The 26,276-nt window shown below is 72.5% G+C and carries 24 protein-coding genes; 10 read left to right on the top strand and 14 right to left on the bottom strand.

Annotated elements, in window-relative coordinates; all coding sequences use genetic code 11:
- Positions 1-30: 30 nt before the first annotated feature.
- Both ACQP2F_RS35460 and ACQP2F_RS35455 read right to left on the bottom strand, forming a co-directional pair.
- Entirely contained in the window at positions 31-975 is a 945-nt protein-coding gene (locus tag ACQP2F_RS35460; protein WP_433295313.1) for a TolB family protein, read from the bottom strand.
- 81 nt (positions 976-1,056) lie between these two features.
- Positions 1,057-1,701, bottom strand: coding sequence for a MerR family transcriptional regulator (locus tag ACQP2F_RS35455; RefSeq protein ID WP_433295311.1), 645 nt, complete (start codon positions 1,699-1,701; stop codon positions 1,057-1,059).
- Between the two features lie 87 nt (positions 1,702-1,788).
- Between ACQP2F_RS35455 and ACQP2F_RS35450 the strand changes: the two genes are divergently transcribed.
- Positions 1,789-2,271: a DUF4188 domain-containing protein gene (locus ACQP2F_RS35450; RefSeq protein ID WP_433295309.1), complete on the top strand. Its 483-nt coding sequence runs from the start codon at positions 1,789-1,791 to the stop codon at positions 2,269-2,271.
- Between the two features lie 236 nt (positions 2,272-2,507).
- On the opposite strand, the gene ACQP2F_RS35445 is transcribed toward ACQP2F_RS35450, so the two are convergent.
- The 3 genes from ACQP2F_RS35445 to ACQP2F_RS35435 all read right to left on the bottom strand — a co-directional run bounded on the left by ACQP2F_RS35445 (position 2,508) and on the right by ACQP2F_RS35435 (position 4,867).
- Positions 2,508-3,575 (bottom strand): hypothetical protein, encoded by a 1,068-nt coding sequence (locus tag ACQP2F_RS35445; protein WP_433295307.1) that lies wholly within the window; start codon positions 3,573-3,575, stop codon positions 2,508-2,510.
- The gene (locus tag ACQP2F_RS35440; RefSeq protein ID WP_433295305.1) at positions 3,572-3,931 is read right to left on the bottom strand and encodes a PadR family transcriptional regulator; all 360 of its coding nucleotides are present in this window, start codon (positions 3,929-3,931) and stop codon (positions 3,572-3,574) included. Before ACQP2F_RS35440 ends, ACQP2F_RS35445 begins: the two co-directional genes overlap by 4 nt.
- A gap of 288 nt (positions 3,932-4,219) precedes the next feature.
- Complete coding sequence (locus tag ACQP2F_RS35435) at positions 4,220-4,867, bottom strand: hypothetical protein (protein ID WP_433307722.1); 648 nt, start codon at positions 4,865-4,867, stop codon at positions 4,220-4,222.
- 151 nt (positions 4,868-5,018) lie between these two features.
- On the opposite strand from ACQP2F_RS35435, the gene ACQP2F_RS35430 reads away from it, so the two are divergent.
- Positions 5,019-5,771 (top strand): alpha/beta hydrolase, encoded by a 753-nt coding sequence (locus tag ACQP2F_RS35430; RefSeq protein WP_433295303.1) that lies wholly within the window; start codon positions 5,019-5,021, stop codon positions 5,769-5,771.
- Here the strand turns inward: ACQP2F_RS35430 and ACQP2F_RS35425 are convergent.
- Positions 5,768-6,673 (bottom strand): proteasome assembly chaperone family protein, encoded by a 906-nt coding sequence (locus ACQP2F_RS35425; RefSeq protein WP_433295301.1) that lies wholly within the window; start codon positions 6,671-6,673, stop codon positions 5,768-5,770. The genes ACQP2F_RS35430 and ACQP2F_RS35425 overlap by 4 nt on opposite strands.
- 197 nt (positions 6,674-6,870) lie before the next feature.
- Between ACQP2F_RS35425 and ACQP2F_RS35420 the strand changes: the two genes are divergently transcribed.
- Together ACQP2F_RS35420 and ACQP2F_RS35415 are read left to right on the top strand one after the other, a co-directional pair.
- The gene (locus ACQP2F_RS35420) at positions 6,871-7,497 is read left to right on the top strand and encodes a hypothetical protein (protein WP_433295299.1); all 627 of its coding nucleotides are present in this window, start codon (positions 6,871-6,873) and stop codon (positions 7,495-7,497) included.
- Positions 7,498-7,588: 91 nt separating this feature from the next.
- Positions 7,589-8,146 carry a hypothetical protein gene (locus ACQP2F_RS35415; protein WP_433295297.1) on the top strand — a complete coding sequence of 186 codons (558 nt, stop codon included), beginning with the start codon at positions 7,589-7,591 and terminating at the stop codon, positions 8,144-8,146.
- Here ACQP2F_RS35415 and ACQP2F_RS35410 read toward each other — a convergent pair.
- The 5 genes from ACQP2F_RS35410 to ACQP2F_RS35390 all read right to left on the bottom strand — a co-directional run bounded on the left by ACQP2F_RS35410 (position 8,073) and on the right by ACQP2F_RS35390 (position 13,384).
- Complete coding sequence (locus ACQP2F_RS35410) at positions 8,073-8,966, bottom strand: NAD-dependent epimerase/dehydratase family protein (RefSeq protein WP_433295295.1); 894 nt, start codon at positions 8,964-8,966, stop codon at positions 8,073-8,075. The two genes, ACQP2F_RS35415 and ACQP2F_RS35410, sit on opposite strands and share 74 nt — an antisense overlap.
- 68 nt (positions 8,967-9,034) lie before the next feature.
- Positions 9,035-10,243 carry a cytochrome P450 gene (locus tag ACQP2F_RS35405; RefSeq protein WP_433307720.1) on the bottom strand — a complete coding sequence of 403 codons (1,209 nt, stop codon included), beginning with the start codon at positions 10,241-10,243 and terminating at the stop codon, positions 9,035-9,037.
- Between the two features lie 2 nt (positions 10,244-10,245).
- Positions 10,246-11,676 carry an AMP-binding protein gene (locus ACQP2F_RS35400; RefSeq protein WP_433295293.1) on the bottom strand — a complete coding sequence of 477 codons (1,431 nt, stop codon included), beginning with the start codon at positions 11,674-11,676 and terminating at the stop codon, positions 10,246-10,248.
- On the bottom strand, positions 11,676-12,392 hold the full coding sequence (locus ACQP2F_RS35395; RefSeq protein WP_433295291.1) for a glycosyltransferase family 2 protein: 717 nt from the start codon (positions 12,390-12,392) through the stop codon (positions 11,676-11,678). Before ACQP2F_RS35395 ends, ACQP2F_RS35400 begins: the two co-directional genes overlap by 1 nt.
- On the bottom strand, positions 12,389-13,384 hold the full coding sequence (locus tag ACQP2F_RS35390; protein WP_433295289.1) for a 3-oxoacyl-ACP synthase III family protein: 996 nt from the start codon (positions 13,382-13,384) through the stop codon (positions 12,389-12,391). Before ACQP2F_RS35390 ends, ACQP2F_RS35395 begins: the two co-directional genes overlap by 4 nt.
- Positions 13,385-13,462: 78 nt before the next feature.
- Here ACQP2F_RS35390 and ACQP2F_RS35385 point away from each other — a divergent pair, with 78 nt between their 5' ends.
- The 3 genes from ACQP2F_RS35385 to ACQP2F_RS35375 are packed head-to-tail and all read left to right on the top strand — an operon-like array spanning position 13,463 to position 16,227.
- Positions 13,463-15,028 carry a Na+/H+ antiporter gene (locus ACQP2F_RS35385; RefSeq protein ID WP_433295287.1) on the top strand — a complete coding sequence of 522 codons (1,566 nt, stop codon included), beginning with the start codon at positions 13,463-13,465 and terminating at the stop codon, positions 15,026-15,028.
- Complete coding sequence (locus ACQP2F_RS35380; protein WP_433295285.1) at positions 15,025-15,291, top strand: UBP-type zinc finger domain-containing protein; 267 nt, start codon at positions 15,025-15,027, stop codon at positions 15,289-15,291. Before ACQP2F_RS35385 ends, ACQP2F_RS35380 begins: the two co-directional genes overlap by 4 nt.
- A gap of 12 nt (positions 15,292-15,303) precedes the next feature.
- A complete protein-coding gene (locus ACQP2F_RS35375; protein ID WP_433295283.1) occupies positions 15,304-16,227 on the top strand; it encodes a ketopantoate reductase family protein in 924 nt (307 codons plus the stop codon).
- A gap of 15 nt (positions 16,228-16,242) precedes the next feature.
- Here ACQP2F_RS35375 and ACQP2F_RS35370 read toward each other — a convergent pair whose 3' ends face one another.
- From ACQP2F_RS35370 to ACQP2F_RS35360, 3 genes are all read right to left on the bottom strand, one after another.
- Positions 16,243-16,869, bottom strand: a complete 627-nt coding sequence (locus ACQP2F_RS35370; RefSeq protein ID WP_433295281.1) for a DUF4360 domain-containing protein — start codon at positions 16,867-16,869, stop codon at positions 16,243-16,245.
- Positions 16,870-17,030: 161 nt separating this feature from the next.
- Positions 17,031-18,266, bottom strand: a complete 1,236-nt coding sequence (locus ACQP2F_RS35365; RefSeq protein ID WP_433295279.1) for a glycosyltransferase family 4 protein — start codon at positions 18,264-18,266, stop codon at positions 17,031-17,033.
- A complete protein-coding gene (locus ACQP2F_RS35360; protein ID WP_433295277.1) occupies positions 18,254-19,903 on the bottom strand; it encodes a glycogen debranching enzyme N-terminal domain-containing protein in 1,650 nt (549 codons plus the stop codon). The genes ACQP2F_RS35365 and ACQP2F_RS35360 overlap by 13 nt, the downstream gene beginning before the upstream one ends.
- Positions 19,904-20,156: 253 nt before the next feature.
- Between ACQP2F_RS35360 and glgX the strand changes: the two genes are divergently transcribed.
- From glgX to treZ, 3 genes are read left to right on the top strand one after another with little or no spacing between them, the layout of a single operon-like run.
- Positions 20,157-22,268, top strand: a complete 2,112-nt coding sequence (gene glgX / locus ACQP2F_RS35355; RefSeq protein WP_433295275.1) for a glycogen debranching protein GlgX — start codon at positions 20,157-20,159, stop codon at positions 22,266-22,268.
- Positions 22,269-24,536 carry a malto-oligosyltrehalose synthase gene (gene treY, locus ACQP2F_RS35350; protein WP_433295273.1) on the top strand — a complete coding sequence of 756 codons (2,268 nt, stop codon included), beginning with the start codon at positions 22,269-22,271 and terminating at the stop codon, positions 24,534-24,536.
- Positions 24,533-26,260, top strand: a complete 1,728-nt coding sequence (gene treZ, locus ACQP2F_RS35345; protein WP_433295271.1) for a malto-oligosyltrehalose trehalohydrolase — start codon at positions 24,533-24,535, stop codon at positions 26,258-26,260. The genes treY and treZ overlap by 4 nt, the downstream gene beginning before the upstream one ends.
- Positions 26,261-26,276 lie beyond the last annotated feature (16 nt).

Genomic DNA, 26,276 nt, shown 5'->3' with positions numbered 1-26,276 from the left:
TCTTACCCTTCGGCGCGGGGGAGAAGCGGCTTAGCGCGTGGGACGGACGCTCGGCTGCGAGCCGGAGTGGAACGGCTGGCGCTTCCCGTCGGTCAGCCCGACCAGGGTGATCCATGATCCGCCGCGGTACTGGCCGGTGACGACCCCGTGGGTGGCGTCCAGGTAGGCCAGCTCACGGTCCTGGGCGGCGCCGACCGTACGCTTGGCGCCCGTCGCCGGGTCGAGCTCGACGACGTGGACGGGCTGGTTGTCGGCGGTGGTCTCGCCCTGCTGGTAGGCGGTCCAGGAGAGGCGGGCGCCGTCGGAGCGCCAGCACGGCACGACGGCGAAGCCCTGCGTCTCGAGACTTCCCCCGCCGTACGCCGCGACGGTCGTCTCCCCGCCGGTGGCCACCGTGCCGACCGACAGGCAGGAGTCGTAGATCGACTCGCAGTCCCCGCCGCGGAACGCGATCTTCTTGCCGTCCGGGGACCAGGCCACCGCGTCGTCGGTACGCAGCCGGTCGGTCAGCGACCCGGCGCGGGCGGCCGTGGTGGCCGGCTCGGGCGGCAGCTCCTCGCCGCGGCAGTCGCGGGGCAAGAGCACCTCGGGTGTCGCCGGCTTGGCCGCCGGCACCCGGTAGACGCCCGGCCCGCCGGTGCAGGACAGCGAGGCGAAGGCGATCCACTTGCCGTCCGGCGACCAGGCCGGGCCGCCGGCCGCCCGGGTGGTGAGCCGCTTCGGGCCGGTCCCGTCGGCGTTCATGGTCCAGAGCTGGGTGCCGGTGAGGTAGGCGATCCGCTTGCCGTCCGGCGACCAGCGGGGCCGGGAGTGGTTGCCGCCGGTGGTCAGCCTCGTCTCCTTCGCCCCGCTGCTGACGTAGATGTCGCCAGATCGGACATAGGCGATTTGCCGGGCCGTGGTAGCGGCCGGCGCGGGCTGCCCCGTCCCCATGACGAGCATGGCTGCTGCTGTGGTTGCGGTGATCATCTTCATGCCCTGCATAACGGAACGCCCCCCGACGCGCCTCGCCCCTTGCGAGCTACACCTCAGTCATCGTCCGCAACCGTTCTGCACCTAAGCGATTTCCGGATTCTCACCCAGACCGAGCTGTCGCGCGCTCTCGTGCTGGTGCGCGAGCATGCGCAGCGCGTTGAACAGAGCCTCGCCGAACACGGTGCCGAGCACGACGAGCTCCATCCGGCCGGCCGGGTCGGGCCGGTCCAGCACCGCGCGCACCTCGACCGCGGCCAGCTGGTCGGCGGCCGTCGCGTACTCGTGGAGCAGCTCGAACAACTCACTAACGCCGAGCGCTTCCCCGGCGGCGAGCGCATCGGCGACCAGGTCGATCTGCGGGCTCTCCGGCGGCACGAGCCACCCGCGCTCGGCGATCAGGGCGCCGACGCGCTCGCGAGCGGCTCGCCACTGCGGCGTCTCCCGATCGAGCCGGTGCCGTGGGGTCACTGCCGTCTGCGCCGATCCGAGAAGCTCAAACGGATCATCGGCGTACGCCCGGAGCGCCGCGACCACCTCGCGCGCGCCGGCCACCGACACCCCGCCGACATCGATGAGCGCCCGGACGAGCGCGAGTCGTCGCAGGTGCTCCTCGTCGTAGTCGGCCTGGTTGGCGGCGGTGGCCACGCCCGGCGGAAGGAGTCCTTCCCGCAGATAGAACTTGATCGTCGGGATCGGCACCCCACTGCGCCGGCTCAGCTCACCCATTCGCACCTTGCGATCACCGCCCTTCGAGTGGATAGTGTAACTATCGAAAGCGGATAGTACTGGTATCTATGATCGGGGGAGTCAGAGATGGCAAAGGTCGTTCCCGGCTACACCACCGCCGAGCTCGAGGGCGACTTCGTCGTCTTCCTGATCGGCATGCGCGTGAACAAGTGGTGGAAGCTGCACAAGTGGGTGCCCGTCGCCCGCGCGATGGGCCCGATGCTGCGCGAGCTGATGCGCCGCAAGGAGCTGGGCCTGCTGCACTTCACCACGTGGGTCGGCCCGCGCGGCCCGATCCTGGTGCAGTATTGGCGATCGGTCGAGCACCTGGAGGATTTCGCCAAGGACGCGCGGCTGCCGCACCGCCCCGCGTGGAAGCGCTGGAACCAGGCCGTGGGCGACAGCGGCGACGTCGGCGTCTGGCACGAGACATACGTGGTCCGCGACGGCACGTACGAGGCCCTCTACGGCAACATGCCCACGTTCGGCCTGGCCGCCGCGGGCAAACCGGCCACGCTGAGCCGAGCCACCCGCACCGCCGCCGGCCGCCGAGCCGCCAACGCCGCCTGACCGCCCACCCGGCAGCGCCCGTCGGCTGCGCCGCCTGACCGCCCCCAGCTGGCGGCGCTCGCGCCGCCAGCGCCGCCCCGGGGGTTGGCGACGGCCGCGCGTAGCGCTCGCTGCCCGCCGTCGCGCTGCCCCGGCCGCGCTGCCCCGCCGTCGCACAGCCCCTCTCCGCCCCTCCGCGCCGCCTCCCTCGCGATCTTGATGAGTTGCGGCGCGGCGGGTGCGGTGAATCCCCAGGGTCAGTGCGTCGTCGGGATCTGATCGACCGCCGGCTCGGCCCACGGCCGCCGCATCGTCACCGCCCACGCCGTCGCGGCCAGCGCCAGCCCCGCGATCGTGAGCACCAGTAGCATCCAAGGTGTCGCGTACGACCAGTAGGGAGTCGCATTGAGCGCGCTGTGCACGGTGTTCACGATGCTGCCGTGCGCGTGCAGGACCCGCATCACGTTCACCCAGAAGGCGAACGCCGGTGTGGCCAGCGCCGCGATCGACGCCGTGGTGAGCGCCACCGCGACCCGGCGCCGTCCGGGCGGCAGCGCGCGTACCCGATAAGCACCGGCCGCCGCGATCAGCCAGCCGCCGACCAGCCCGATCACGATTCCCGCCGTCATCGCCGGTCGAAGCGCCCCCGTGCCGCCCGGCCACAGCATGATCGACACGGTCCCGTGCTCGGCCGAGACATAGCCCGTCACCTGCATGCGAAGCCCGTCCCGCGCGGCCTCGAACTCGCTGCCCCGCGACGAGACCCGAACCATCGTCCCGTCGGCCCGCTGCTCGTAGGCCGCCCCGTCGCGATCCTCGATGCTCCCGACCTGCCAGCCGTCGGCCGCGAGCCGTGCCCGGGCCGCTTCCGGGGTCCAGCCCGGCGCGTCCGCGACACCCAGGACGTTTCCGGTCCACCAGGGCGACGTCGACCGGACCATGGAGAAGTCCCGGTCCGAGTCCGCCACCTGCCGGGTCAGTGCCGCCACCCGGGCGTCACCCGGCAGGCCGGTGAAGGTCTGCTCCGCCACCCACGACCCCGCCGCCGCCCCGAAGGCCCCGCCGATCACCGTGATCAGCACGGCCGCCACCAGTGCGAGAGGCCGCCGCCCGGGAAGCCGGAACCGTTGCCTGATCCCGCTGGCGACGAGATGCCAGGCGTCCGAGACCCCCGGCCGGGTCTGCCCGTCGTCGGCCAGCTCCATCAGGGTCGTCACGATCTCCGCGCCGTGCCCGCGCCGGTACCGCCCCGGATAGGCCAGAAGCAGCCGCCGATAACGCCGCTCGAGAGCGCTCGAGCCCCCGGTCCAGGCGACCCCGCTCAAGCCGCACCGCCCGCGATGCCGAAGGAGAGTCCCGGCACGATGCCGCCACCGCTTCGCCGGCTGAGCTGCCGTTCGGCGGCCGCCGCGTTCCGCCGCAGGCGATCGACTTCGCCCGCCAGCGCCCCCGCGCCGCTGTCGGTCAGCCGGTAGTACCGCCGCAACCGCCCGTCGACCGCCTCCTCCCGGTCGACCTCGATGAGTCCCTGCTCGGAGAGCCGATCGAGTGCGCCGTAGAGCGTCCCGGCGCGCAACTTCACGTCGCCGCCGGAGAGCTCGGCGACCGACTGGATCACGCCATATCCATGCAGCGGCTGTTCCGCCAGCGCCGCAAGGATCAGAAAAGTAGGTTCCTGCATGCCGGCACTGTACTGGCTCCGATATATATCGGCAACCTGACTATGCCAGCGATGAGTGGGTGCGGCGCGGGCGTGGGCAGCGGGGGAGAGGCGCAGGCTGACGTGCGGAGCGAGGCGACAGCGGCGGCGCGGGCGGGATGCCGAGATGGCATCGCGGAGGCGCAAGACGTGGGCGAGGCGCGCGCCGCGGCCGCCCCTGCCCCTCGTGGCGGCGAAGGTCGGGGCGGCCGCGGCTCGCGGAGAAGGGCGGCGCGCCGGCATGGCCCGGCGCGCCGCCGGAGTGGTGGTCTAGGAGGCCGCGGACGTCGACCACATGGCGGTGAACGCGGCCGCCTCGCCGGCCAGCCAGGTCTCGACGTCGGCGGGCCGGGCGGCCGGGTCGATGCGGTGGGTCACACCGCGGCGCAGGTCGACCAGGACCGGCTCGGCGTTGGGCAGGATCTGGTCCATGTGGCGGGCCATCAGGTGCAACGTGGCGGTCACGGCCTCGGCGGTGGGCGGCGCCTCGTCGAAGTGCAGGCGGACGGCCTCGCGGCGACCATCCTCGTAGCGCAGTCCGAAGTGCGGGTTGATTTTGACGGCCAGCGGGCCGACCGAGGCCAGGGCGTCGCGGGTCTGGGCGAGGCTGACCTGCTCGGGGTCGCCCAGCGAGGCGAGATAGGTCAGGGCGCCGGCGCTGACCGCCTCGTACAGCGGCTTCCATCGGTCTTTCACGAGGTCGGTCACGCCGTTGAGGTAGCTCCCGCCGGTGCGGAACGCAATGTCGGCCTTCAGGGCCTTCACCAGCTGGCCGTGCGGGTTGAAGCCGGACCGGCGCTCGCGGGCGCGCCGCAGACCGCCGACGAACGTGGCCTTCGCGGGGCCGGTGCGGGTCACGTAGCGGGTGAAGCCGAGCATCGTCGCGTACGGCGGGATCGTGGGCACGGAATCCGACAAAACAGGCGCGGTCACGTTGATCTCCTCGCAGGTCACGGCCCCTTTTAGTACACACATTCTAATCGACGGGTACGACATTCCCAACCCGTCGTAGTGCCGCCGCGACACTACGAAACGGGCCGGTCCCGCCGGGATGGGCCACACTGGGCCGATGGCGATGATCCGGGTCAGCTTTTCGTCCGAGACACTCGAGTTGGACACCTCGATGACGGTGGTGCTGCCGCAGGAGGGCGAGGGGCCGCCGCCGGTGCTCTACCTGCTGCACGGGCTCACCGACGACGACTCGGCCTGGACCCGGTTCACCTCGATCGAGCGCTATGCGACCGAGCGCGGGCTGGCCGTGGTGATGCCGCAGGTGCATCGCAGCTTCTACGCCAACGAGGCGCACGGCATGCGGTTCTGGGACTTCCTGTCGGCCGAGCTGCCGGCCACGGTCGAGCGCTTCTTCCGGGTGTCGACCCGGCGCTCGGACACGTACGTCGCGGGGCTGTCGATGGGCGGGTACGGCGCGCTGAAGTGGGCGCTGCGCGAACCCGGCCGGTTCGCCGCGGCCGCCAGCCTGTCCGGCGCGCTGGACCTCGCGTACATCCAGGAATTCGATCTGAGGCCGCACATGCGCGCCCTGGTCTCCCGGGTCTTCGCCGACCGCGCGGTGGCCGGCGGCGACGAGGATCTGCTGCACCTGGTCAAGAAGGCGGACAAGAGCGCGTTGCCGCGGCTGATGCTGCGGTGCGGCACCGAGGACCACCTGGTGAAGCAGAACGAGCGGTTCGTGGCCGCGTGCGCGGCGGCCGGCGTGCCGCTCGACTCGGGGTTCGGGCCGGGCGAGCACGTCTGGAGCTACTGGGATGAGCAGATCCAGACCGTGCTCGCGTGGCTGCTCGGAAAAAGCCCGAAAAGCTAGGAGTCGTCGCGGGACTGCTCGGCCAGGAACCGCTCGAGCTCGGCCCCCAGCTCATCGGCCGTCGGCAGCGGGTCGCCGACCTCGGCCAGCAGGTTGCTCTCGCGGCCGCGCAGGAACGCGTCGTACTGCTGCTCGAGCGAGGTGACCAGGCGGGCGGCCTGCTCGTCCTCGGCGATCTGCTTGTCGACGTCGGCCCGGACGATCTCGGCCGCCTTGCGCAGCTCGCCGGTCGGCAGGGCGAGGCCGGTGCTCGACGAGACCGAGTCGGCGAGCAGCTCGGCGGCCGCCGGGAAGGTGGTCTGGGCCAGGTAGTGCGGGACGTGCGCGGCGAACCCCATCGCGTTCTTGCCCGCCTGGCCGAGCCGGAACTCCAGCAGGTTGCCGACGCTGGCCGGCACCTGGACCCGCTGCAGCCACGACTCGCGGTCGCCGAGCAGGCTCTGGTCGGTGGCGTGCGCGGTGACGCTGACCGGGCGGGTGTGCGGCACAGCCATCGGGATCGCGTTGAGCCCGACGGTCAGCTTGATGCCGAGCCGTTCGATCAGGCCGGTGACGGCGGCGATGAACCGCTCCCACTGCAGGTCGGGCTCGGGGCCGGCAAGCATGTAGAACTCGGTGCCGAGCTGGTCGCGCAGCAGGTGCAGGGCCAGGCTGGGCTGCTCGTAGCTCTCCCAGTGGTCCTCCACGAAGATCATCGGAGGACGCCGGGAGCGGTAGTCGAGAAGCTGGTCGAGGTCGAAGGTCGCGACGACGCGGCTCTCCAGGCCGTCCAGCAGGGTCTCGCGGAACAGCTGGATCGCGCTGCCCGCGTCGACGAACCCGGTGAGCGCCTGGACGAGAACGGGTTCGTCCAGGGCCGGCAGGTCGTCGACCAACTCGTAGAGCTCGTGTGGATCGAGCACGTCGAGGACCTCCTGTGCAGAAAGCGGGGTAACTGCCCATAACAACGGCCGCCCGCCGTTCATTCCGGTCGTGCGTGATCTTGCCAGATGCGATCTAGGTCTCAGCACGGACACAACCGATCTTCACCCCTCGCGTGCACGTGCATGTGCACGCCACAATGAGCGAGGATCCTTCACATCCCCCCAGGAGTGATCTGGTGAACGAAACCGCCATCCCCGTCACCGAAACACTCGCACCGCCCGGCACGCTGTGGTCGCGGATGAAGTCCGACCCGCAGTACGCCCCCGAGCACCTCGCGCTGGAGGCCGTCCGCCGCCTCGGGCCCGAGGCCGCGCGGTGGGCCGAGCGCTGCCGGGTGAACAACCCCGGCATCACCTGCGACGCCCTCGCCGAGCTGGCGGTCAAGCGGTTCACCACGCTGGCCCGCATCTCCGGGTCCGCGTCGGGGGCGTCGGGACTGCCCGGCGCCGTTCTCGACGTCGGTGTCCTGGCCTGGACCCAGTCCCGGATGGTGCTGCACGTCGCCGCCGCGTACGGCCACGACCCGGTGGCGCCCGAGCGGGCGACCGAGCTGCTGATGCTGCAGCGGGTGCACAAGGCCGCCGAGCCGGCGCGGGTCGCGCTGGGCGTCGCGGCCGGACGCGACCGGGCGAGCCGGCTCTTCACCGAGACCACGGCGCGGCCGCTCACCGGCGTGATGCTCAAGCTGGCCGTCCGGTTGCGGCACATGGCGGGCGTACGCGCGGCGCGCCGTGCCTGGGTGCACTCGGCCGCCACGCGAGACCTCGCCGTACGCTCCCGCCTCTGGTTCCGCACCGCCTAAGGCCCTCGGCGCCGCCGCCGATCTGATCCGCGAGAACACGCCGGATCGTTACGGGGGAGGGTGGCCGGTGCGCCGTCGTTGGCTAGGCATGATGATCCTCGCGCCGCTGGCGCTGGCCGGTTGCGGCAAGGCGGCCGCCGTCGCCACCGCGGTCCCGTCGCCGAGCGGGTCACCGTGGGTGGTCACGGCCGCGGGCAGCGCCACGCCGTCGCCCGCCCCGAGCGGCGCGACCGTGACGCCCAGCACGTTCCCCACCGGCTTCCTGCCGCTGCCGTCGGGCGGCGCGACCGGAACGCCGGCCCCGAGCGGCTCGTCGTGCGTGCCGGACAGCGGCCACGGCCTGAACGCCGCCACCGTCGTCCCCGGCCCCACCAGCGCCGCGGTCACCTTCTACAACCCCGGCGGGCGCTACCTGGTCGAGTACCGGATCACCGCGATCTCCCAGGACCTGGTCGTCGGTCAGCAGCGCGACGTGGGCTGGACGGTCGTGACGCCCGGTTCCGGCTGCGGCTTCCTGACCGCGACCGTGACCGGCCTCGACCGCAAGACCCACTACACCTTCTCGGTCGACGCGGTCACCACGATCCTCGGCCGGGACGGGACGCAGGCGGCGACGGTCGCCCGATCGGGCGTGGTCCAGACGACGTGACCGGTCGCCAGCCGGCCCGCCGCGCCTTGCCGATGTCGAGCACCATGCCGTCGGTGAGCTGATCTATCCCGTACGGCGTGAGCGTCCCGCCCGGCAGCCGGGCGACCGCCCGGACCGGTCCGACCGGCACGTGCCGCACCGGAGCCCCGAGCACCGCCTCGATCGTCGCGTCCCGCCGGTAGACCACGTCGTCCGCGATGTTGTAGGCGCCCGGCGGCCAGCTCAGGGCGGCGAGGCAGGCGTCGGCGAGGTTCTCCACGGCGGTCAGGCTCAGCGGGACGTCCGGCCCGGGAAGCCAGGCCCGGCCACCGCGCACGATCCGCCGCAGGCGCGGCATCAGGTGAGGGTCGCCGTCGCCGTAGACCGCGCGCGGCCGGAGCACGACGGCGCCGGCGGCGAGGGCGAGGTGCTCACCCGCCGATTTCGTACGCCCGTAGGCCGTCCGCTGCCGATCGGCCGGGTGATCCTCGGTGAGGGCCGTCGCATAGGGTCCGGGCCGGTAGACGCTGGCGCTGCTGACCCAGACGACCGGTTTGCCGGTCGCCGCGCCCAGGATCCGGCGGGTGCCGTCCACGTTGACCGCCCGGAAGGCCGCTTCCGCCTTTCGCCCCGCCCGCGGGTCACCGACCGCCGCCGCCAGGTGCACCACGGCGTCCACTCCCGACAAATCCGGTATTTCCGGATGGGTGGCGTCCCAGAAGCGGTGATCGCCGACCGGCCCGGGGCGGCGTCCCAGGCAGATGACCTCGTGGTCCCGGGCGGCCAGACGGGCGACCGCGCCGCCGCAGAAGCCGCTCGCCCCCGTGATCGCGATCCTCATCCGCCGCACCTTGTCGCCGTGGCTCATTCGCCGGCCCGGCTCAGCCGCCGCACCTTTGTCGCCGTGGCTCATTCGCCGGCCCGGATGATCAGTGAGCGCCACCCCGGCAGCGCCGACCCCCGGTCCGCCCGCGCACGCACCACCACCGGCCGATGCGGAGCGAGAGCCGCCAGCAGATCGCCGAGCTGCCGCCGGGCGAGCCGGGCACCCGGGCAGGCGTGCGGCCCCGCGCCGAACACCAGCTGAGCCGTGCGGGCCGGCGCCGGCCGCACCGGATCCGGGTCCCGCCGATGCGCGTCGACGGCGTGCCGCGTGATCAGCAGCATCCGGTCACCGGCGCGCACGGGGCACCCGCCGGCGAGCTCACCGCCGGCCGCGGCCACGCGGGGCATCAGCGGCGTCGGCGAGGTGACGCGCAGCAGCTCATCGACCAGGACGGGATCTTGCGCGTACGCCCACAGCCGGTCCCCGCACATCCAGGCCGCCGCCCGCGGCAGCGCCGCGACCGTCGTGTTGACCGCGGCCACCGCCAGCGCCGCCCCGAGCCCGCCGCTACTCTTCCCCACCCCGGTAGTGGGTGGGCCGAATCTACGGCCCGGGTACGACATTTCCGCGTCGTCCGTCCACAGCCCGCCCGCCCTGCTGGTCCCCACCCCATCACTGGGTGGGGCGACGATACGGCCCGGGTACGACATTTCCGCGTCCGTCATGCACAGGGCGACCAACCTCGCCGCCGCAACCTCCGCCCGAGCCCCCGCTCGCCGTCTTCCCCACCCCGGCAGATGAGCCCGCGCCGCCGCCGCTCCCGCCGCCCGGGCGACCTCTGCCAACTCCATCGGATCCACTCGCAGGTCGAGCAGCGCCGCTGCCGTGACCCCCGCGACCTCCATCGCGACCGGCACCAGATCCACCTCGCCGCCGCGAGCCAGCGGCGCCAGCCGTTGCGACAGCACCGCCGTCCAGACCGGCCGCAACCGCTCCACCCCGGCCGCGCCCAGCCGGTCGGCCACCTCCCGCCGGCCGCTCCGGTGCGCCTCCCCGTGCTGGTCGAAGAGCCCGCCCGCGCCCGCCAGCCGGTCGACCGCGCCGCCCGTGGTGCCGTCGGCGGTGCGGTCGAGCGCGATCCGGGTCAGCGCCGACAAGAGGGCCTCCCGGTCGTTCACGATCAGCGTCCCGCCGAGCCGCCGGACCGGCCGCCCGCGCAGGGCGGCCAGCAGCGCGAACAGCACCGGGTGACTGCGCAGGTAGACGCGGCGATCGAGCGCGCGGGCCGACATCGTCACGCGTGTGCCACCAATCGAGCGGCCGCCGCGCGGTCCGGCTTGCGGGACCGGCCGGCCAGCGGGATGCGGGCGAACACCACCGCGTCCGGCCGGGCCGCGCCCATCCGGTCCAGCGGCTCCCGCAACGCCGCCCGCACCGCCTCCGCGTCGGCGCCGGGGGCCGGCTGGACGACGGCGACCACCCGCTCGTCGCCGTCGCCGGCCGGCACGCCCACGAGCAGCGCCAGCTCGACCCCGGGCACGTGCAGGGACGGCTCGTACAGGCCGGGATAGATGTTCTCGGCCCGCCGCAGGATCATGTCCTTCATCCGGCCGCCGAGGATCACCCGGCCGTCGGTGACCCGGCCGCGGTCGCCGGTCGCCACCCGGGTGAACGGCGCCTCGCCCAGGTAGCGGTCGGCGGCGGTGGGGCCGCTCAGCAGCAGCTGCCCGTCCGCGTCGATCTCCGCCGACACCCCGGGCAGCAGCGAGCCGGCCAGGTCGCCGTCCCCGGCGAAGGCGTTCTTCGCGGCCGACTCGACCGCGGCCGCCGGGAAGACCTCGGTCAGCGCGTAGACGCCCCAGGCCTCCCGCGCCCCGGCCGCCCGCACCGCCCCGAGCAGGGCCGCGCTGACCGGCGCCGACCCGCTGTAGACGCGGCCGGTGAACCGCACCCCGGCCGCCAGCGCGGCCCGCAACTGCGGCGGCGTCAGATAGGTGGCCTGCGGTGACAGCGACCGGATCTGCCGGGCGAGCCCGCGGCGGGCCGGCAGCGCGACCGGCGCCCCGCTCGCGAGCGACGGCAGCAGCACGAAGAACGTCCCGCCGAGCACCGGCACGCCGGGCTCCGGGCGCACGAGGTCGCGCACCGCCGCCATCCCGGCCGAGAGCGACCGTCGCGTGTGCACGACCGCCCGCGGCCGGCTGGTCGTCCCCGAGGTGAAGACGATCACCGCGTCGCCGTCGCCGTCGAAGGCGGGCGGGGGCGGGCCGTCGAGCGGGCGCAGGGCGGCGGGCGCGCCGGGCAGGCGGCGGCCGACGGTGACGACCGGGGCCAGGGAGCCGAGCGCGGGCAGGGCGAGGTGGGCGCGGCGGGCGAGCGGCGCGAGCGGGCCGGCCACCGCCTGCGCGGCGGCGTCGGCCAGGATCAGGCGCGGCGAGGCGAGGGCGAGACGGGCCGAGAGCACGTCCGGGCCGGCGGTCGGGTCGAGCACGGCGATGCGCAGCCCGAGGTGGTACGCCGCGAGCATCGCCGCCAGCGAGCGCGGTCCCGGGCGTACGGCCAGGCCGATGGTCTCCCCGGCGGCCAGCCCGCGCCGATGCAGCGCCCGGGCGTAGCCGAAGGTGAGCCGGCCGAGCTCACCCCGCGTGATCTGCCCGGCCAGCGCGGGCCGGTGATCATCGAGAGACAGCGACGAGATCAGTGACGCGATCAGGGATGGGCCCATCAGCGCGGATCCGCCGTCAGGGGGCCGCTTCCGCGGTCGAGATACCACTTCGCCGTCCCGACCAGACCGTAGGCACGGATGCGCCGGGTCGAGTTGGCGACCACCATGTGCCGGCTGTGCACGATCGCGGGCGTGGTCCGGCGTACCCGGTTGAGGAAGGCCCGGTCGGTGGGTGACGGCCGCCGCGGCATGCCGCCGCAGGCCAGGTAGAGCTCGGCCGTGATCGCCATGTTGTTGCCGGCGTGCATCCGGTAGGGCGCCAGGAACTCGACGCCGCGGTGAGCCGGGCGCACGCGGCCGAAGAACGCCGCCGCACCGACCAGGACCCGGAAGAAGGCGCGACCGGCGGGACCGTGCTCGTCGCGCCGGGCCACGATGCGGCCGTAGGCGAAGTCCGCGCCGGACAGCGCCTGACGGGCCGCCGCCACCCAGCCCGGCGCGGGCAGGCAGTCGGCGTCGGTGCGCGCCAGATGGACGGCGCCCCGCGCGATCGCGTGCCGGAAGCCGGTGTCCACCGCGCAGCCGACACCCTTCTCCGGCTCGCGCAGAACCGTGGCGCCGAAGGAGCGAGCCACCCGGACCGTGCCGTCGGTGGAGCCGTTGTCGACCACCAACAGGGTGAAGTCGCGGTCGGTCTGTGCGGCCAGCGCGGCCAGGGTGTCGCCGAGGCGGGCCTGCTCGTTGTACGCCGGGACGATGACCCACAGGGAGCTCACGAGACCTCCCAGACCATGGTCATCAGGCTGACCCCGCCGCCGAGGCCGACCAGCAGCACCCGGTCGCCGGACTCCAGCGCCGGCCGCACCCGGGCGAGCTGGACGCCGAGCGTGGCCGAGGCCATGTTGCCGAGCTCGTCGACGGTCACCTCGAGCTTCTCCCGGGGCACGCCGGTGGCCCGCACGAAACGGTCGAGGTAGGGCAGCGTCACCTGGTGCACCAGCACCTTGGCGTAGTCGTCCCAGCCGTACCCGGTGCGCAGCGCGACCCGCTCGATCAGCCCGGCCCCGATCCGCTCGAAGATCCGCCGCAGCCGGTGCCCGTCGCCGGTGAAGTACGTGTGCTCGTCGCCGCGCGGGTGCCGGGATCCGCCGCCGAAGATGCCGCCGGCGGCCCAGTGCTCGGAGTGCGTCTCGGCGTCGACGTCGACGATCCCGCCGGTCGCCACCGGCTCGACCAGCACCGCGGCCCCGGCGTCGCCGAAGGTGAACCCGGCGAACGCCGAGCGGGCCTGGCCCAGGCCGGAAACCCGGGGCCGCATCGCCCGGGTCGGCGTCTCGCCGGTCACCACCAGCGCCCGCCGGGCCCGGCCGGCCAGGATCATCGAGCGGGCCAGATCGATGCCGTTGAGAAAGCTGTTGCAGGCGTTGGTGACGTCCATCGCATGGGCCCGGCCGCCGAGCGCGGCCTGCACCACGTGCGCGGTGGCCGGCTCGGCCATGTCCCGGGTGGCGCTCGCGAACAGCAGCAGGTCGACGTCGAGCGGATCGGTGCCGGTGTCGGCCAGAACCTTGGTGGCGGCGTCGATCGCCAGGTCGGACGCGTACTCGCCGTCGGCCGCCATCCGGCGTCGCCGGATGCCGGTGGCCTGCTCGAACATCCGCGGTGGCAGCGACAGGCCGCTCGCCACGGCGATGGTGCGCTGCAGCTCGGCGGTCGCCACCTCACGGGCCGGCAGGGCGTACGCGATCCCGGTGATCCCCACATTCATGCCCGACAGCCTCTCGTACGTGATCCACCCGCCGCGTGAGTAGAAAGGCTCAATTTCGATCTTCAGTAAGCTTTCCGCATGAGCAGCATCGTCGACGTCGTGGTCCTGGTCGCGATCTCGGTGCTGGGTGCGGCCCTGGCCCGCCGGCTCGGCTTCGTGGCGCCGCTGGTGCTGCTCGTCGCCGGTCTCGGCCTGTCGTTCGTGCCGGGCTTCCCGGAGGCGCACCTCGAGCCCGAGCTGGTGCTGATCGGCATCCTCCCGCCGCTGCTCTACGTGGCCGCGCTGCAGACCTCGATCCCGGCCTTCCGCCGCTGGCTGCGCCCGATCCTGCTGCTGGCGGTGGGCCTCGTGCTGGTCACCGCGTTCGCCGTGGGCACCGTCGTGCACCTGATGCTGCCGAGCGTGCCCTACGCCGCCTGCGTGGCCCTCGGCGCGATCGTCGCCCCGCCCGACGCGGTGTCGGCCACCGCGATCGCCCGCCGGGTCGGCCTGCCCCGCCGGGTGGTGACGATCCTCGAGGGCGAGAGCCTGCTCAACGACGCGACGGCCCTGGTCGTGGTGCGCATCTCGGTCGGCGCCATGTCCGGCGTCGCGGTCGGCTTCTGGCCGATCCTCGGGCAGGTCGCGCTCAAGGCCGGCGGCGGCGTGCTGATCGGCCTGGTCGCCGCGATCGCCGCGGCCAAGCTCCACCGCAAGATCGAGGACCCGCTGCTGGACGACGCGGTGTCGCTGCTCACCCCGTTCGTGGTCGTGATCGTCGCCGAGGAGGCGCGGAGCTCGAGCGTGGTGGCGGTGGTGATCGCCGGGCTCTACCTCGGCCACCGCATCCCGTACCTGCTGTCCCCGACCTCGCGACTGCAGATGGACGCGGTCTGGCGGCTCATGACCTTCCTGCTCGAGGGCATCGTGTTCCTGCTGGTCGGCCTGCAGCTGCGGGAGATCGGCGGCGGCATCACGACCAGCGTGGGCACGACGGTCGCGGTCACGGCCGCGGTGATCGGGACGGTCGTGGTGGTGCGCTTCCTGTGGATGTATCCGGCGACCTATCTCGTACGGGTGATTCCGCGCATCCGGGAACGCGAGGAGCGCCCGCCGATCGCCGTCCCGACCGTGATCGCCTGGGCCGGCATGCGGGGCGTGGTGACGCTGGCCGCCGCGCAGACCCTGCCCGACCACGGCGTCCCGCCGTACAACCGCGACCTGTTCATCTTCGTGGCGTTCGCGGTAATCGTGTTCACCCTGCTCTCCCAGGGCTTGACCCTGCCCTGGCTGGCCGTGCGTCTGGGCGTGCGGCAGGACACGACCACCGCCGACGCGCTGGCCGAGGCCGGGGTGCAGCATCAGGCCGGCCGGGCGGCGCTGCAGGCGCTCGAGGAGAACGCCGACGGCGCGCCCACCGAGGTGGTCGAGCGGCTCCGGGCGCTCATCGACAGCCGGTCCAACAACGCCTGGGAACGGCTGGGCAATCAGCAGCAGGAGACCCCCTCGGCGGCGTACGGTCGGCTGCGGCGCGAGATGATCAGTGCCGAACGGCACGTCTTCAAGATCGCCCGCAACGAGGGGCGGATCCCCGAAGAGGTGCTCACCCGGGCTCAGCGCGAGCTCGACCTGGAAGAGTCCCAGCTGCAACGGAGTGACGATTGACCTGCCAGCACCTGGCGGAGGCCGGCGATCCGGCGCCGCAGTCGGCATATGAGGACGGGTGCCCGCAGTGCGTGGCCGCCGGCTTCACCCACGGATGGGTGCACCTGCGGCGATGCCTCGAGTGCGGGCTGGTGGCCTGCTGCGACTCGTCGCCGCGCCGCCACATGTCCGCCCACCACGACGAGACCGGCCATCCGGTGATGGCCTCCTACGAGCCCGGTGAGAAGTGGCGCTGGTGCTTCACGGACGAGATGCTCGGATAGTTGGATAGGGGAGTGCGAACTCTCTTCGTGGGCGCGGGGGCCACCGGCGGGTATTTCGGCGGCCGGCTCGCGCAGGCCGGCAAGGACGTGACCTTTCTCGTACGGCCCGGGCGCCGGGCCGTGCTCGAACGCCGGGGACTGCGCATCAAGAGCCCGTCCGGCGAGACCGTGGTGCGGCCGCGGCTGATCACCGCGGACTCGGTCGACGGGACTTACGACCTCGTCGTGCTGGCGGTCAAGAGCTACACCCTCGAGCAGGCGCTCATCGACATGGCGCCGGCGGTCGGGCCGCGTACGGTGATCGTGCCGCTGTTGAACGGCATGCGCCACGTCGACGAGCTGGTCGGCGCGTTCGGGCCGGAGCGGGCCTGGGGCGGCGTCTGCATGATCCTGGCCACCCTCGACGCCGACGGTGACGTGGTGCAGATGAGCGGCCTGCACCGGATCGGCTACGGTCCCCTGGACGGCGAGGACGACGAGCGCTTCCCCGAGGTCACCTACGCGCTCTCCGGCGAGGAGTTCGACTCCAACCCGTCGCACACGATCACCCAGGACATGTGGGAGAAGTGGATCTTCCTGGCGAGCATGGCCGCCGCGACCACGCTCATGCGGGCCAGTGTGGGGGAGATCAACGCGGCGCCGGGCGGGCTCGACTTCGGCGCCCGGATCGCGGCCGAGGCGATGGCGATCGCGGCCGCGGCCGGGCATCCGCCCCGCCCGGGCGCCGTCTCGGTGGTGCAGTCCACACTGGCCACCAAGGAGCCGATGACGTCCTCGATGTACCGCGACATGATGCAGGGCCTGCCGGTCGAGGCCGACGCGATCCTCGGCGACTTCGTGGCCGAGGCGGGCAAGTACGACGTCCCGGTGCCGATGCTGTCGGCGGCGTACACGAATCTCGCGGTCTACTCGGCCAAGCGGACGTCGGCCGAGTAGACCGCGAGCATCAGTTCAGCACTTCTTCCAGGCGACGTGGTAGATCGTCGAGATGCTGGTGTCGGTCGAGTCCATGGTCAGCTGGCTGTTGAGCCTCGGGTCGGAGGTGCCGATGCCGACCCGGAGCTCGGTGTTGATGTTCAGGTAGCGCACGGCGCCGCACTTGCGCCACACCAGCGACTCGAGGCCGACGGTGTCGCTGACCTGCCAGTCGTTGTCGTAGTAGCCCCGGAAGTCGTGCCGGGACCGGGCGGTGTGCGAGTCGCCCTGGAAGTAGTAGTTGTTCTGCTCGTAGCCCCACGCGCCGTCCTGGAGGCGGGCGTAGCCGCGGTAGTCAGCCCGCGCGATCGCGAACGTGTAGCCCTGCGGCACCAGCACGTTCAGCGCGAGCTGACAGTTGCGGCGGAACTCGTCGGACTTCGCGCCGGCGCCGACCTGGGCGATGTAGCTGTTGTAGGTCACCGTGAACGCCGTGTTGTCCGGCGAGGGCAGCACGTAGGCGGTGTCCTTCGGGCAGCCGGAGCCGTTCGCCATCACCACGTCGATGACCATCTTGTCCGTCGGCGGCGGCACGTGCACGGGTGCGCTCGGCGACACCAGGGACGACAGGAACAACGCGCCGGCGGCCAATGTCTGGAACATGGAATCTCCTCCGCTAAAACCGGTCAAATCGCCAGTTAACGTACTTTTAGCGGATGGGCCACGTCGGGAAACGACTCCGAAGAGGGCGGGTCCGGCCGGGACTTCAGTCCGACCGGACCATCACTGCTCGGCTAACCGGACATAAACGGACGATTAGCCCATCAAGCCCGGGTTGGCAGTGGTAGGGGAGCGGCCAGGACGCTCTCCGCCTCACGGGCCACCCGGCTGGCGTCGTGGGCACGGGCCGCCTCGTAGACGCCGGCCGTCCGGGCGGCGATGCCGGGCCAGGCGAAGTCGGCCCGGGCCCGGTCGCGGGCGTCGCGGGCCAGCCGCCGCGCGTACTCGCGGTCGCCGAGCACCGACGCCAGCGCCTCGGTCAGCGCGGCCGGGTCGCCGGGGCGGAACGTCACACCGGTCACGCCGTGCTCGACGATCTCGGCGAGGCCGCCGGTGGCCGCGACGGCGACCGGGGTGCCGGCCGCCGCGGCCTCGATGGCGACCATGCCGAACGGCTCGTAGATGCTCGGCACGACGTAACAGTCGGAGGCGCCCATCAAGGCGGTGAGGTCGTGGCCGCCGAGGAAACCGGCGAAGTTGACGCCCTCGGTGGCGAGCGCCTCGAGCGCGGGCCGGTGCGGGCCGTCCCCGGCGATCACCACGCGCAGGCCGGGGAACCGGGAGCGCAGCGCCGGGACGGCCGCGAGCAGGTGCTGCACGCCCTTCTCGTAGACGAGCCGGCCGGCGTACGTGATCAGCGGCCCGTCTCCGGCGTAGCGCCGCCGGGCCGCCTCGATCGCGCGCGGCCGGGCCTGCCAGCGCAGCGCGTCCACCCCGTTGGCGACCACGTCGATCCGCTCGGGGGCGACCGCGAAGAGCCGCTCGACCTCGTCCCGCATGTATCCGGAGCAGACGATGGTCCGCACCGCCTCCTGGGCCAGCCACCGCTCGATGCCGTCGATCGTGCGGTTGTGCGGGTGCGGCAGGAAGCCCTGGTGCCGGCCCGACTCGGTGGCGTGGACGGTGGCGACCAGCGGCACGTCGAGGTGCTCGCGCACAGTCATGGCCGCATGCGCCACCAGCCAGTCGTGCGCGTGCACCACGTCGTAGCCGCCGGTGCGGCAGGCACGCAGGGCGGTCCGGGTCAGCGTGTGGTTGAACGCCATCGCCCAGGCCAGCAGGTCGCCGTCGCGGATCTCGAAGGCGGGCGGGTCGTCGGGGGCGCGGACGATGCGCACGCCCTCGGTGTACTCCTCGAGCAGCGCGCCCGGCGCCCGGCGGGTGACCACGGTGACCTCGTGCCCGGCCGCGGCCAGGCTGGTGGCGAGCGCGTGCACGTGCCGGCCGAGGCCGCCGACCAGCAGCGGCGGGTACTCCCACGACAGCATCAGGATTCGCAACGGGACGCCTTCCGGACTCGCAGGACCTCGGCGACCGACCGCGCCGAGAACGGGCAACCCAACGCTCGATGCGGCGGCTCGCCGTCGGCCGCGTCGCTGACCGACCCGAGGCCGTACTCGCCCAGGTGCGCCTCGAGGCCGCCGAGCAGGCCCTCGGTCGGCAGGCCGGCCGCCGCGCAGGCGTCCGCCCAGGCCCCGATCAGCCAGGGCGCCGCCGCGCCCTCCCGGCCGTCGTAGCCGTACTCCCGGGGCGACAGGGTGCGCGGGCCGAGGGGGGTGAGCAGGGCCGGGCCGAGCGCGCGCAGCGCCGCGGCGTCGCCGGCCAGCGGGGCGTGCGGCAGCGACCAGGCCAGCAGCTGGCCGGCCCGTAGCGTCGGGTCGTCCTGGCTGGCGCCGCCGCCGAGCGGATAGGCCGACGGCGGTCCGTCGACGACGTCGTAGAGCCAGCCCTCGGGGGCCGGGAAGCGGGCCGCGAACGCGTCCCGGACCCGGGCGTGCCGGGCGCGGGCGGCGTCGTCGTCCCGGCCCGCGGCGGCGAGCAGGGCGGCGTGCGCGGCGAGGGCGTTCACCCACAGCGCGTTGAGCTCGACGGGCCGGCCGCGGCCGAGCCGGAGCAGGCCGTCCTCCGGGCCGAGCAGACGGCCCAGCGGCCCGGCCAGCTCGGCCGCCAGATCGGTGTCCCCGGTCGCCGCGACATGCCGGTCGGCGGCGTGCGCGAACCACAGCGGTGAACCGCCCCGCAGGTCCCCGGCGCGGGCACGCAGCAGCTCGCGGCCTTCGTCGTGCCGGCCGGTTGCCAGGAACAGGCCCTCGTAGCCGGCGAGCGGGTCGCCCCCCGAGGCGAACGGGTAGCCGGTCAGCAGATCCGGGCCCCGGGTCACGAAGGCGTCGGCCGCCAGGGTCAGCGTGGCGTCCACGCCGCCGAGCCCGGCGGTGATCCGCCGCGCCCGCTCCCGGGCCTGGTCGACGACCAGCCGGGCCGCCGGTGGTCGCCGGCCGAGATCGCCGGCCCAGGCCGAGATCTCGAGCGACTCGCCGGGATTCACCCGTTCGACGTACGTGCCGGCCAGCCAGAGATCCTCCGCGCCGCCGTCCGCGCGGGTCCGCGCGCCGAGGTGCCATTCGCCGCCGGCCTGCCAGCCCGGCCCGGAGATCCGGTACGCGTCCTCGACGGTGACCCCGCCGGCGACCTGCTCGACCTTGAGCGCCGGCCCGGACGCGTCGCGCGAACCGCCCGACTCCCGCCAGGTGCACATCGCCGACACGGCCAGCCCGACCGGACCCGGCGCCGACACGACCCGGTGCACGACAGCGACCGACGGATGCCCGTGCCGGGCCGCGACCTCGCGCTCGACGACCACGTCCCCGACCCGCCAACGCCACCGTGGCACGCCGTCCACCAGGGAGAACGTCTCCAGGTAGCGATGGCCGCCGGGCGCGTTCGCGCCGGAGACCCAGTCATGCGTGTAGAGCTGTGCCCGCGCCCCGGAGGGCAGCGTGAGGGTCAGATCGAGGGCGGCGAGCCCGACGTGACGAACGGCACTTCCGGCTTCGGCGACCACCAGCAGGCCGTGCTCCCGGCGGGTGCGCAGGCCGCTGACGGCCGTGCTCGCGTACCCGCCGAGACCGTCCGTCACCAGCCATTCGTCCTCCGCTGATGCGCTGGCACGCGGACCCAGAACGATCGGCGGGGTAATTGACACGGGGCAACTATGCTCATTTGCGAACTCGATCAAACCACTCTTGTGTCGCGGATTCGTGGGTATCCGGGCCGTCACGCGTACGTGATCGGCCGCATCGGTGAGAATGACCGCTGACGCGAGCCGCACAGGATTACGCCGGACCGAGGGCGGGCAAACTCCGTGCGCCGACGAGGGGTGGGAGCTCGAAATGCAGGTTTGGCCTGGTCACCGGTACCCGTTGGGTGCCACGTACGACGGGACGGGCACGAACTTCGCGATCTTCTCCGAGGGGGCCGAGGCGGTCGAGCTCTGTCTGTTCGACCCGTCCGGGAACGAGCGCAAGGTTCAGCTGCACGAGCAGGACGCCTTCGTCTGGCATGCCTACCTGCCCGGCGTCGAGCCGGGCCAGCGGTACGGCTACCGCGTCTACGGCCCGTACGAGCCGGCCCGGGGACTGCGCTACAACCCGCACAAGCTGCTCCTCGACCCGTACGCGCGGGCGGTCGACGCCGACGTCCAGTGGCACCCGTCGCTGTACGCGTACGACTTCGCGGACCCGGACCAGATGTCGGATCTCGACTCGGCGCCCTACATGGCCAAGGGCGTGGTCGTGAACCCGTACTTCGACTGGGGCAACGACCGGCGGCCGGACATCCCGTACCACCACTCGGTGATCTACGAGACGCACGTCAAGGGCCTGACCGAGCGGCACCCGGAAGTGCCCAAGGACATGCGCGGCAGCTACTCGGCGATCGGCCACCCGGCGATCATCGAGCACCTCAAGAGCCTCGGCGTGACGGCGGTCGAGCTCATGCCGGTGCACCAGTTCGTGCACGACAACCGGCTGCACGACCTCGGGCTGCGCAACTACTGGGGCTACAACACCCTCGGCTTCTTCGCGCCGTACCAGGGCTACTCGTCGACCGGCACGCTGGGCCAGCAGACCCAGGAGTTCCGCGGCATGGTCAAGGCCCTGCACAAGGCCGGCATGGAGGTCATCCTCGACGTGGTCTACAACCACACGGCCGAGGGCAACCACCTGGGGCCGACGCTCAGCCTCAAGGGCATCGACAACCGCACGTACTACCGGCTGGTCGACGACCAGCCGCAGTTCTACATGGACTACACCGGAACGGGTAACAGCCTCAACGTGCGCAGCCCGCAGAGCCTCCAGCTGATCATGGACTCGCTGCGCTACTGGGTCACCGAGATGCACGTCGACGGCTTCCGCTTCGACCTCGCCTCGACGCTGGCCCGCGAGTTCTACGACGTCGACCGGCTCTCCACCTTCTTCGAGGTGGTGCAGCAGGACCCGGTGGTCGGCCAGGTGAAGCTGATCGCCGAGCCGTGGGACGTCGGCCCGGGCGGTTACCAGGTGGGCAACTTCCCGCCGAACTGGACCGAATGGAACGGCAAATACCGCGACACCGTACGGGATTTCTGGCGTGGCGAGCCGGCGACACTGGCCGAGTTCGCGTCGCGGATCACCGGTTCCGCCGATCTCTACCAGGACGACGGCCGCAAGCCCTTCCACTCGATCAACTTCGTCACCGCGCACGACGGGTTCACGCTCAACGACCTGGTCTCGTACAACGACAAGCACAACGAGGCCAACGGCGAGGAGAACCGGGACGGCGAGAGCCACAACCGGTCGTGGAACTGCGGCATCGAGGGCCCGACCGCTGATCCCAAGGTGTTGGCATTGCGTGCCAAACAGCGCCGGAACTTCCTGGCCACGCTGATGCTCTCGCAGGGCGTGCCGATGATCTCGCACGGCGACGAGCTGGGCCGCACCCAGCAGGGCAACAACAACGCGTACTGCCAGGACAACGAGATCTCCTGGATCGACTGGGACAACGCCGACGAGGTGCTGCTCGAGTTCACCCGGAAGCTGACCGCGTTCCGCCACCGGCACCAGGTGTTCCAGCGCCGCCGGTTCTTCACCGGGCTGCCGGTGACCGCGCGCGGCGGCGGCGACCCGCTGCCCGACCTCGAGTGGTTCACCCCGGACGGGCGGCAGATGGCCGGCGACGACTGGGGCAACGACTTCGGGCGGGCGGTCGCGCTCTTCGTCAACGGCGAGGGCATCCGCGAGCGCGGGCAGTACGGCCAGCGGCACGTGGACAGCTCGTTCCTGCTGTTCTTCAACGCGCACGACGCGCCGATCGAGTTCGCCACTCCTCCCCAGGAGTACGGGGAGAAGTGGGAAAAGGTCATCGAGACGGCCGAGCCGTCGCCCGATCGCCCGTCGGTCGTGGAGGCCGGCAGCAAGATCTGGGTGCCGGACCGGTCGCTCATCGTTCTCGACAGGACGGTCTGAATGCTCCCCTCCGGAACCTATCGAGTCCAGGTCCGCCCCGACTTCCCGCTGTCCGCCACCGCCGCGCTCGCCGACTACCTGGCCGACCTCGGCGCCAGCCACCTCTACACGTCGCCGCTGCTGACCGCGACGCCCGGCTCCGAGCACGGGTACGACGTGGTCGACCACCGGTCGGTCAACCCGGAGATCGGCGGCGCCGACGGCCTCCGGGAGCTGTCCCGCTCGCTGAAGAACGCCGGCCTCGGCCTGGTCGTGGACATCGTCCCGAACCACGCCGGCGTCGCCGTCGCGGCCGCCAACCCGACGTGGTGGGACGTGCTCAAGAACGGCCAGAAATCGGAGTTCTCCGACTTCTACGACATCGACTGGTCGCGCGGGCGGCTGCTCATCCCGGTCCTGGCCGACGAGCCGGACGCGCTGGACCAGCTGACCGTCGACGGAGACGAGCTCCGCTACTACGACAAGCGCTTCCCGATCGCCGAGGGCACCGGCGGCGGCAGCCCGCGGGAGATCCACGACCGGCAGCACTACGAGCTGGCCAACTGGACCCGCGGCGACCGCGAGCTCAACTACCGGCGATTCTTCGCGATCGTCGACCTGGCCGGCCTGCGCGTCGAGGACCCGGCCGTGTTCGAGGCCACGCACGTCGAGATCCTGCGCTGGGTCGGCGAAGGCGCGGTCGACGGCATCCGGGTCGACCACCCCGACGGCCTGCGCGATCCGGGCGAGTACTTCACCCGCCTGCGCGAGGCCGCGCCCGGCGCGTGGCTGGTGGTCGAGAAGATCCTCGAGCCGGGCGAGGAGATGCCGCCCTGGCCGGTCGACGGCACGACCGGCTACGACGCGCTGGCCGAGGTCGGCGGCGTCTTCGTCGACACGACCACCGAGGCGTTCTTCGACACGCTGCAGCACCATCTGACCGGCACCGAGACCTCGTGGCAGGACCAGGTGCACGAGGCCAAGCTGGCGGCCGCGACCACGTTGCTGGCGGCCGAGCTCGCGCGCATGGCTCGACTCGTACCCGAGATCGAAGCCGCGCCGAAGGCCCTCGCCGAGCTCGCCGCCTGCTTCCCGGTCTACCGCTCCTACCTCCCGTTCGGCGGGCGGCACCTCGCCCGGGCGCGAGCCGAGGCCGGTCGCCGCCGTCCCCAGCTGATCCCGGTCTTCGACCAGCTCCTTTCCCGGCTGCGCATCCCCGGCGACGAGCTGGCGATGCGCTTCCAGCAGTACACCGGGGCGGTCATGGCCAAGGGGGTCGAGGACACCGCGTTCTACCGCTGGACCCGCTTCACCGCGCGCAACGAGGTGGGCAACGACCCGGCCAAGTTCGGCGTCACCCCGGACGAGTTCCACGAGCTCAACGAGGACCGTCAGCGCGACTGGCCGCAGGCGATGACCACGCTCTCCACCCACGACACCAAGCGCAGCGAGGACGTGCGGGCGCGGCTGGCGGTGCTCTCCGAGGTGCCGGGGGACTGGACCGAGGTGGTGCGCCGGTGGGTCCGCGTCGCTCCGCTCCCGGACCCGGCGCTGGCCCATCTCATCTGGCAGGCCGCGGTGGGTGCCTGGCCGATCTCGCGGGAGAGGCTTCAGGCGTACGCGGTGAAGGCCGCACGCGAGGCCGCGAGCTCCACCACCTGGCAGCACCCCGACGGGGGTTTCGAGTCCCGGCTGCGCGAGATGGTCGACAAGATCTACGACGACCCGGCCCTGCACGGCGAGGTGGCCGGGTTCGCCGAGTCGATCACGGCGCCCGGCTGGTCCAACTCGCTCGGCCAGAAGGTCGTGCAGCTGACCATGCCCGGCGTGCCCGACGTCTACCAGGGCAGCGAGCTGTGGGACCTCTCGCTCGTCGACCCCGACAACCGCCGCCCGGTCGACTTCGACGCCCGGCGCGAGCTGCTGGCCCGCATCGACGACGGGTGGCTGCCACCGATCGACGAGTCGGGCGCGGCCAAGCTCCTGGTCACCGCCCGCACCCTGCGCCTGCGCCGGCAGCGCCCGGAGCTGTTCGGCGGCTACCGCCCGCTGTTCGTCGAGGGCCGAGTCGGCGAGCACGCGCTGGCCTTCGACCGTGGCGGCGTGGTGACCATCGCCACCCGCCTGCCGGTCGGATTGTCACGCCGTGGCGGCTGGGGCGACACCAGCCTGTCACTCGACGGCCACAGCTGGACGGAAGTGTTCACGGGGACGAGCTACGGCGGGAACCGCTTGGCACTGGCCGAAATTCTGCGTACCTATCCCGTCGCTCTCCTGGTGAAAGAATGAACTTCGAAGTCTGGGTCCCCGAAAAGACGGTCAAGCTTCTCATCGCCGGGGAGGAGCGCGCGATGGAGCGCGGCGACGACGGCTGGTGGCGGCTGTCGGCCGACGCCGCCCCCGGCACCGACTACGCGTACGTGCTTCCCGACGCGCCCTCGCCCCTTCCCGACCCGCGGTCGCCGTGGCAGCCCGAGGGCGTGCACGGGCCGAGCCGGGTCTACGACCACTCCGCGTTCGAGTGGACCGACCAGGCCTGGACCGGCCGGCAGCTGCCCGGCTCGGTCCTCTACGAGCTGCACATCGGCACGTTCACGCCGGCCGGGACGTTCGACGCCGCGATCGAGAAGCTCGACCACCTCGTCGAGCTCGGCGTCGACCTGGTCGAGCTGCTGCCGGTGAACGCCTTCAACGGCGAGTACAACTGGGGCTACGACGGCGTGTGCTGGTACGCGCCGCACGAGCCGTACGGCGGTCCCGACGGGCTCAAGCGGTTCGTCGACGCCGCTCACGCCCGCGGCCTGGGTGTCGTGCTCGACGTCGTCTACAACCACTTCGGGCCCAGCGGCGCGTACGCCCCGATGTTCGCCCCCTACCTGAGCAAGCACGGGTCGAACCCGTGGGGCGACTCGATCAACCTGGACGGGCCGCTCTCCGACGAGGTCCGCCGCTACATCGCCGACAACGTGCTGATGTGGCTGCGCGACTACCACGTCGACGGCCTGCGGCTGGACGCCGTGCATGCGCTCACCGACCACTCCGCGATCAACCTGCTCGAGCAGCTCGCGGTCGAGGTCGAGTCGCTGTCGGCGCACGTCGGCCGGCCGCTCTCGCTGATCGCCGAGTCCGACCTCAACGACCCCAAGCTGATCACGCCGCGCGAGGCCGGCGGCTTCGGGCTGAACGCGCAGTGGGACGACGACGTGCACCACGCGCTGCACACGCTGCTGACCGGGGAGCGCCAGGGCTACTACGGCGACTTCGGCTCGCTGGACTGCCTGCAGACCGTGCTCGAGGGCGCGTACTTCCACGCCAACACGTGGTCGAGCTTCCGCCAGCGGCGGCACGGCCGGCCGGTGAACCGCTCGTCGGTGCCTGGTCACCGTTTCGTGGCGTTCCTGCAGAACCACGACCAGATCGGCAACCGGGCGGTCGGCGACCGGCTCTCCGCGCTGCTCTCGCCCGGGCTGCTCAAGGTCGGCGCCACCCTGCTGCTGACCGCGCCGTTCACGCCGATGCTGTTCATGGGCGAGGAGTGGGCGGCCAGCAGCCCCTGGCAGTTCTTCACCAGCCACCCCGAGCCCGAGCTGGCCGCGGCCGTGCGCAACGGGCGGCGCAGCGAGTTCGCGTCGCACGGATGGGCCTCCGACGACGTGCCCGACCCGCAGGACCCGGCCACCTTCGAACGGTCCAAGCTCGACTGGAACGAGCCCGGCAAACCGGGGCACGCCGAGATCCTCGACCTCTACAAGCGACTGATCGCGCTGCGCCACAGCCGGAGCGACCTCTCCGACCCGTGGCTGGACAAGGTCGAGGTCTGGCACGGCGACCAGTTCGTGGTGATCCGCCGCGGCGGCACGGTGGTGGCCGCCAACCTCGCCCCGGTCGCCCAGACGGTCAGCCTGCGGTCGACGCCGAGCAAGGTCCTGCTGGCCACCGAGCAGGGGGTCGTCCTCCAGCGTGACCGGGTCGAACTACCCCCGGAGAGTGCCGTGATCGTGGCCGCCCGCTAGGCCTTGTTTCGTAGGC

Origin of the sequence: Actinoplanes sp. CA-030573 (assembly GCF_050951115.1) — a bacterium.
Classification (GTDB): domain Bacteria; phylum Actinomycetota; class Actinomycetes; order Mycobacteriales; family Micromonosporaceae; genus Actinoplanes.
This window is presented reverse-complemented; position numbering and strand designations above follow the sequence as displayed.

Bases quoted from the DNA above. Each gene is read 5' to 3' on its own strand.
- ACQP2F_RS35460 (WP_433295313.1), bottom strand. From the start codon at position 975: ATGAAGATGATCACCGCAACCACAGCAGCAGCCATGCTCGTCATGGGG.
- ACQP2F_RS35455 (WP_433295311.1), bottom strand. From the start codon at position 1,701: ATGGGTGAGCTGAGCCGGCGCAGTGGGGTGCCGATCCCGACGATCAAG.
- ACQP2F_RS35450 (WP_433295309.1), top strand. From the start codon at position 1,789: ATGGCAAAGGTCGTTCCCGGCTACACCACCGCCGAGCTCGAGGGCGAC.
- ACQP2F_RS35440 (WP_433295305.1), bottom strand. From the start codon at position 3,931: ATGCAGGAACCTACTTTTCTGATCCTTGCGGCGCTGGCGGAACAGCCG.
- ACQP2F_RS35430 (WP_433295303.1), top strand. From the start codon at position 5,019: ATGGCGATGATCCGGGTCAGCTTTTCGTCCGAGACACTCGAGTTGGAC.
- ACQP2F_RS35415 (WP_433295297.1), top strand. From the start codon at position 7,589: ATGATCCTCGCGCCGCTGGCGCTGGCCGGTTGCGGCAAGGCGGCCGCC.
- ACQP2F_RS35410 (WP_433295295.1), bottom strand. From the start codon at position 8,966: ATGAGGATCGCGATCACGGGGGCGAGCGGCTTCTGCGGCGGCGCGGTC.
- ACQP2F_RS35405 (WP_433307720.1), bottom strand. From the start codon at position 10,243: ATGTCGGCCCGCGCGCTCGATCGCCGCGTCTACCTGCGCAGTCACCCG.
- ACQP2F_RS35400 (WP_433295293.1), bottom strand. From the start codon at position 11,676: ATGGGCCCATCCCTGATCGCGTCACTGATCTCGTCGCTGTCTCTCGAT.
- ACQP2F_RS35390 (WP_433295289.1), bottom strand. From the start codon at position 13,384: ATGAATGTGGGGATCACCGGGATCGCGTACGCCCTGCCGGCCCGTGAG.
- ACQP2F_RS35385 (WP_433295287.1), top strand. From the start codon at position 13,463: ATGAGCAGCATCGTCGACGTCGTGGTCCTGGTCGCGATCTCGGTGCTG.
- ACQP2F_RS35370 (WP_433295281.1), bottom strand. From the start codon at position 16,869: ATGTTCCAGACATTGGCCGCCGGCGCGTTGTTCCTGTCGTCCCTGGTG.
- glgX (WP_433295275.1), top strand. From the start codon at position 20,157: ATGCAGGTTTGGCCTGGTCACCGGTACCCGTTGGGTGCCACGTACGAC.
- treY (WP_433295273.1), top strand. From the start codon at position 22,269: ATGCTCCCCTCCGGAACCTATCGAGTCCAGGTCCGCCCCGACTTCCCG.
- treZ (WP_433295271.1), top strand. From the start codon at position 24,533: ATGAACTTCGAAGTCTGGGTCCCCGAAAAGACGGTCAAGCTTCTCATC.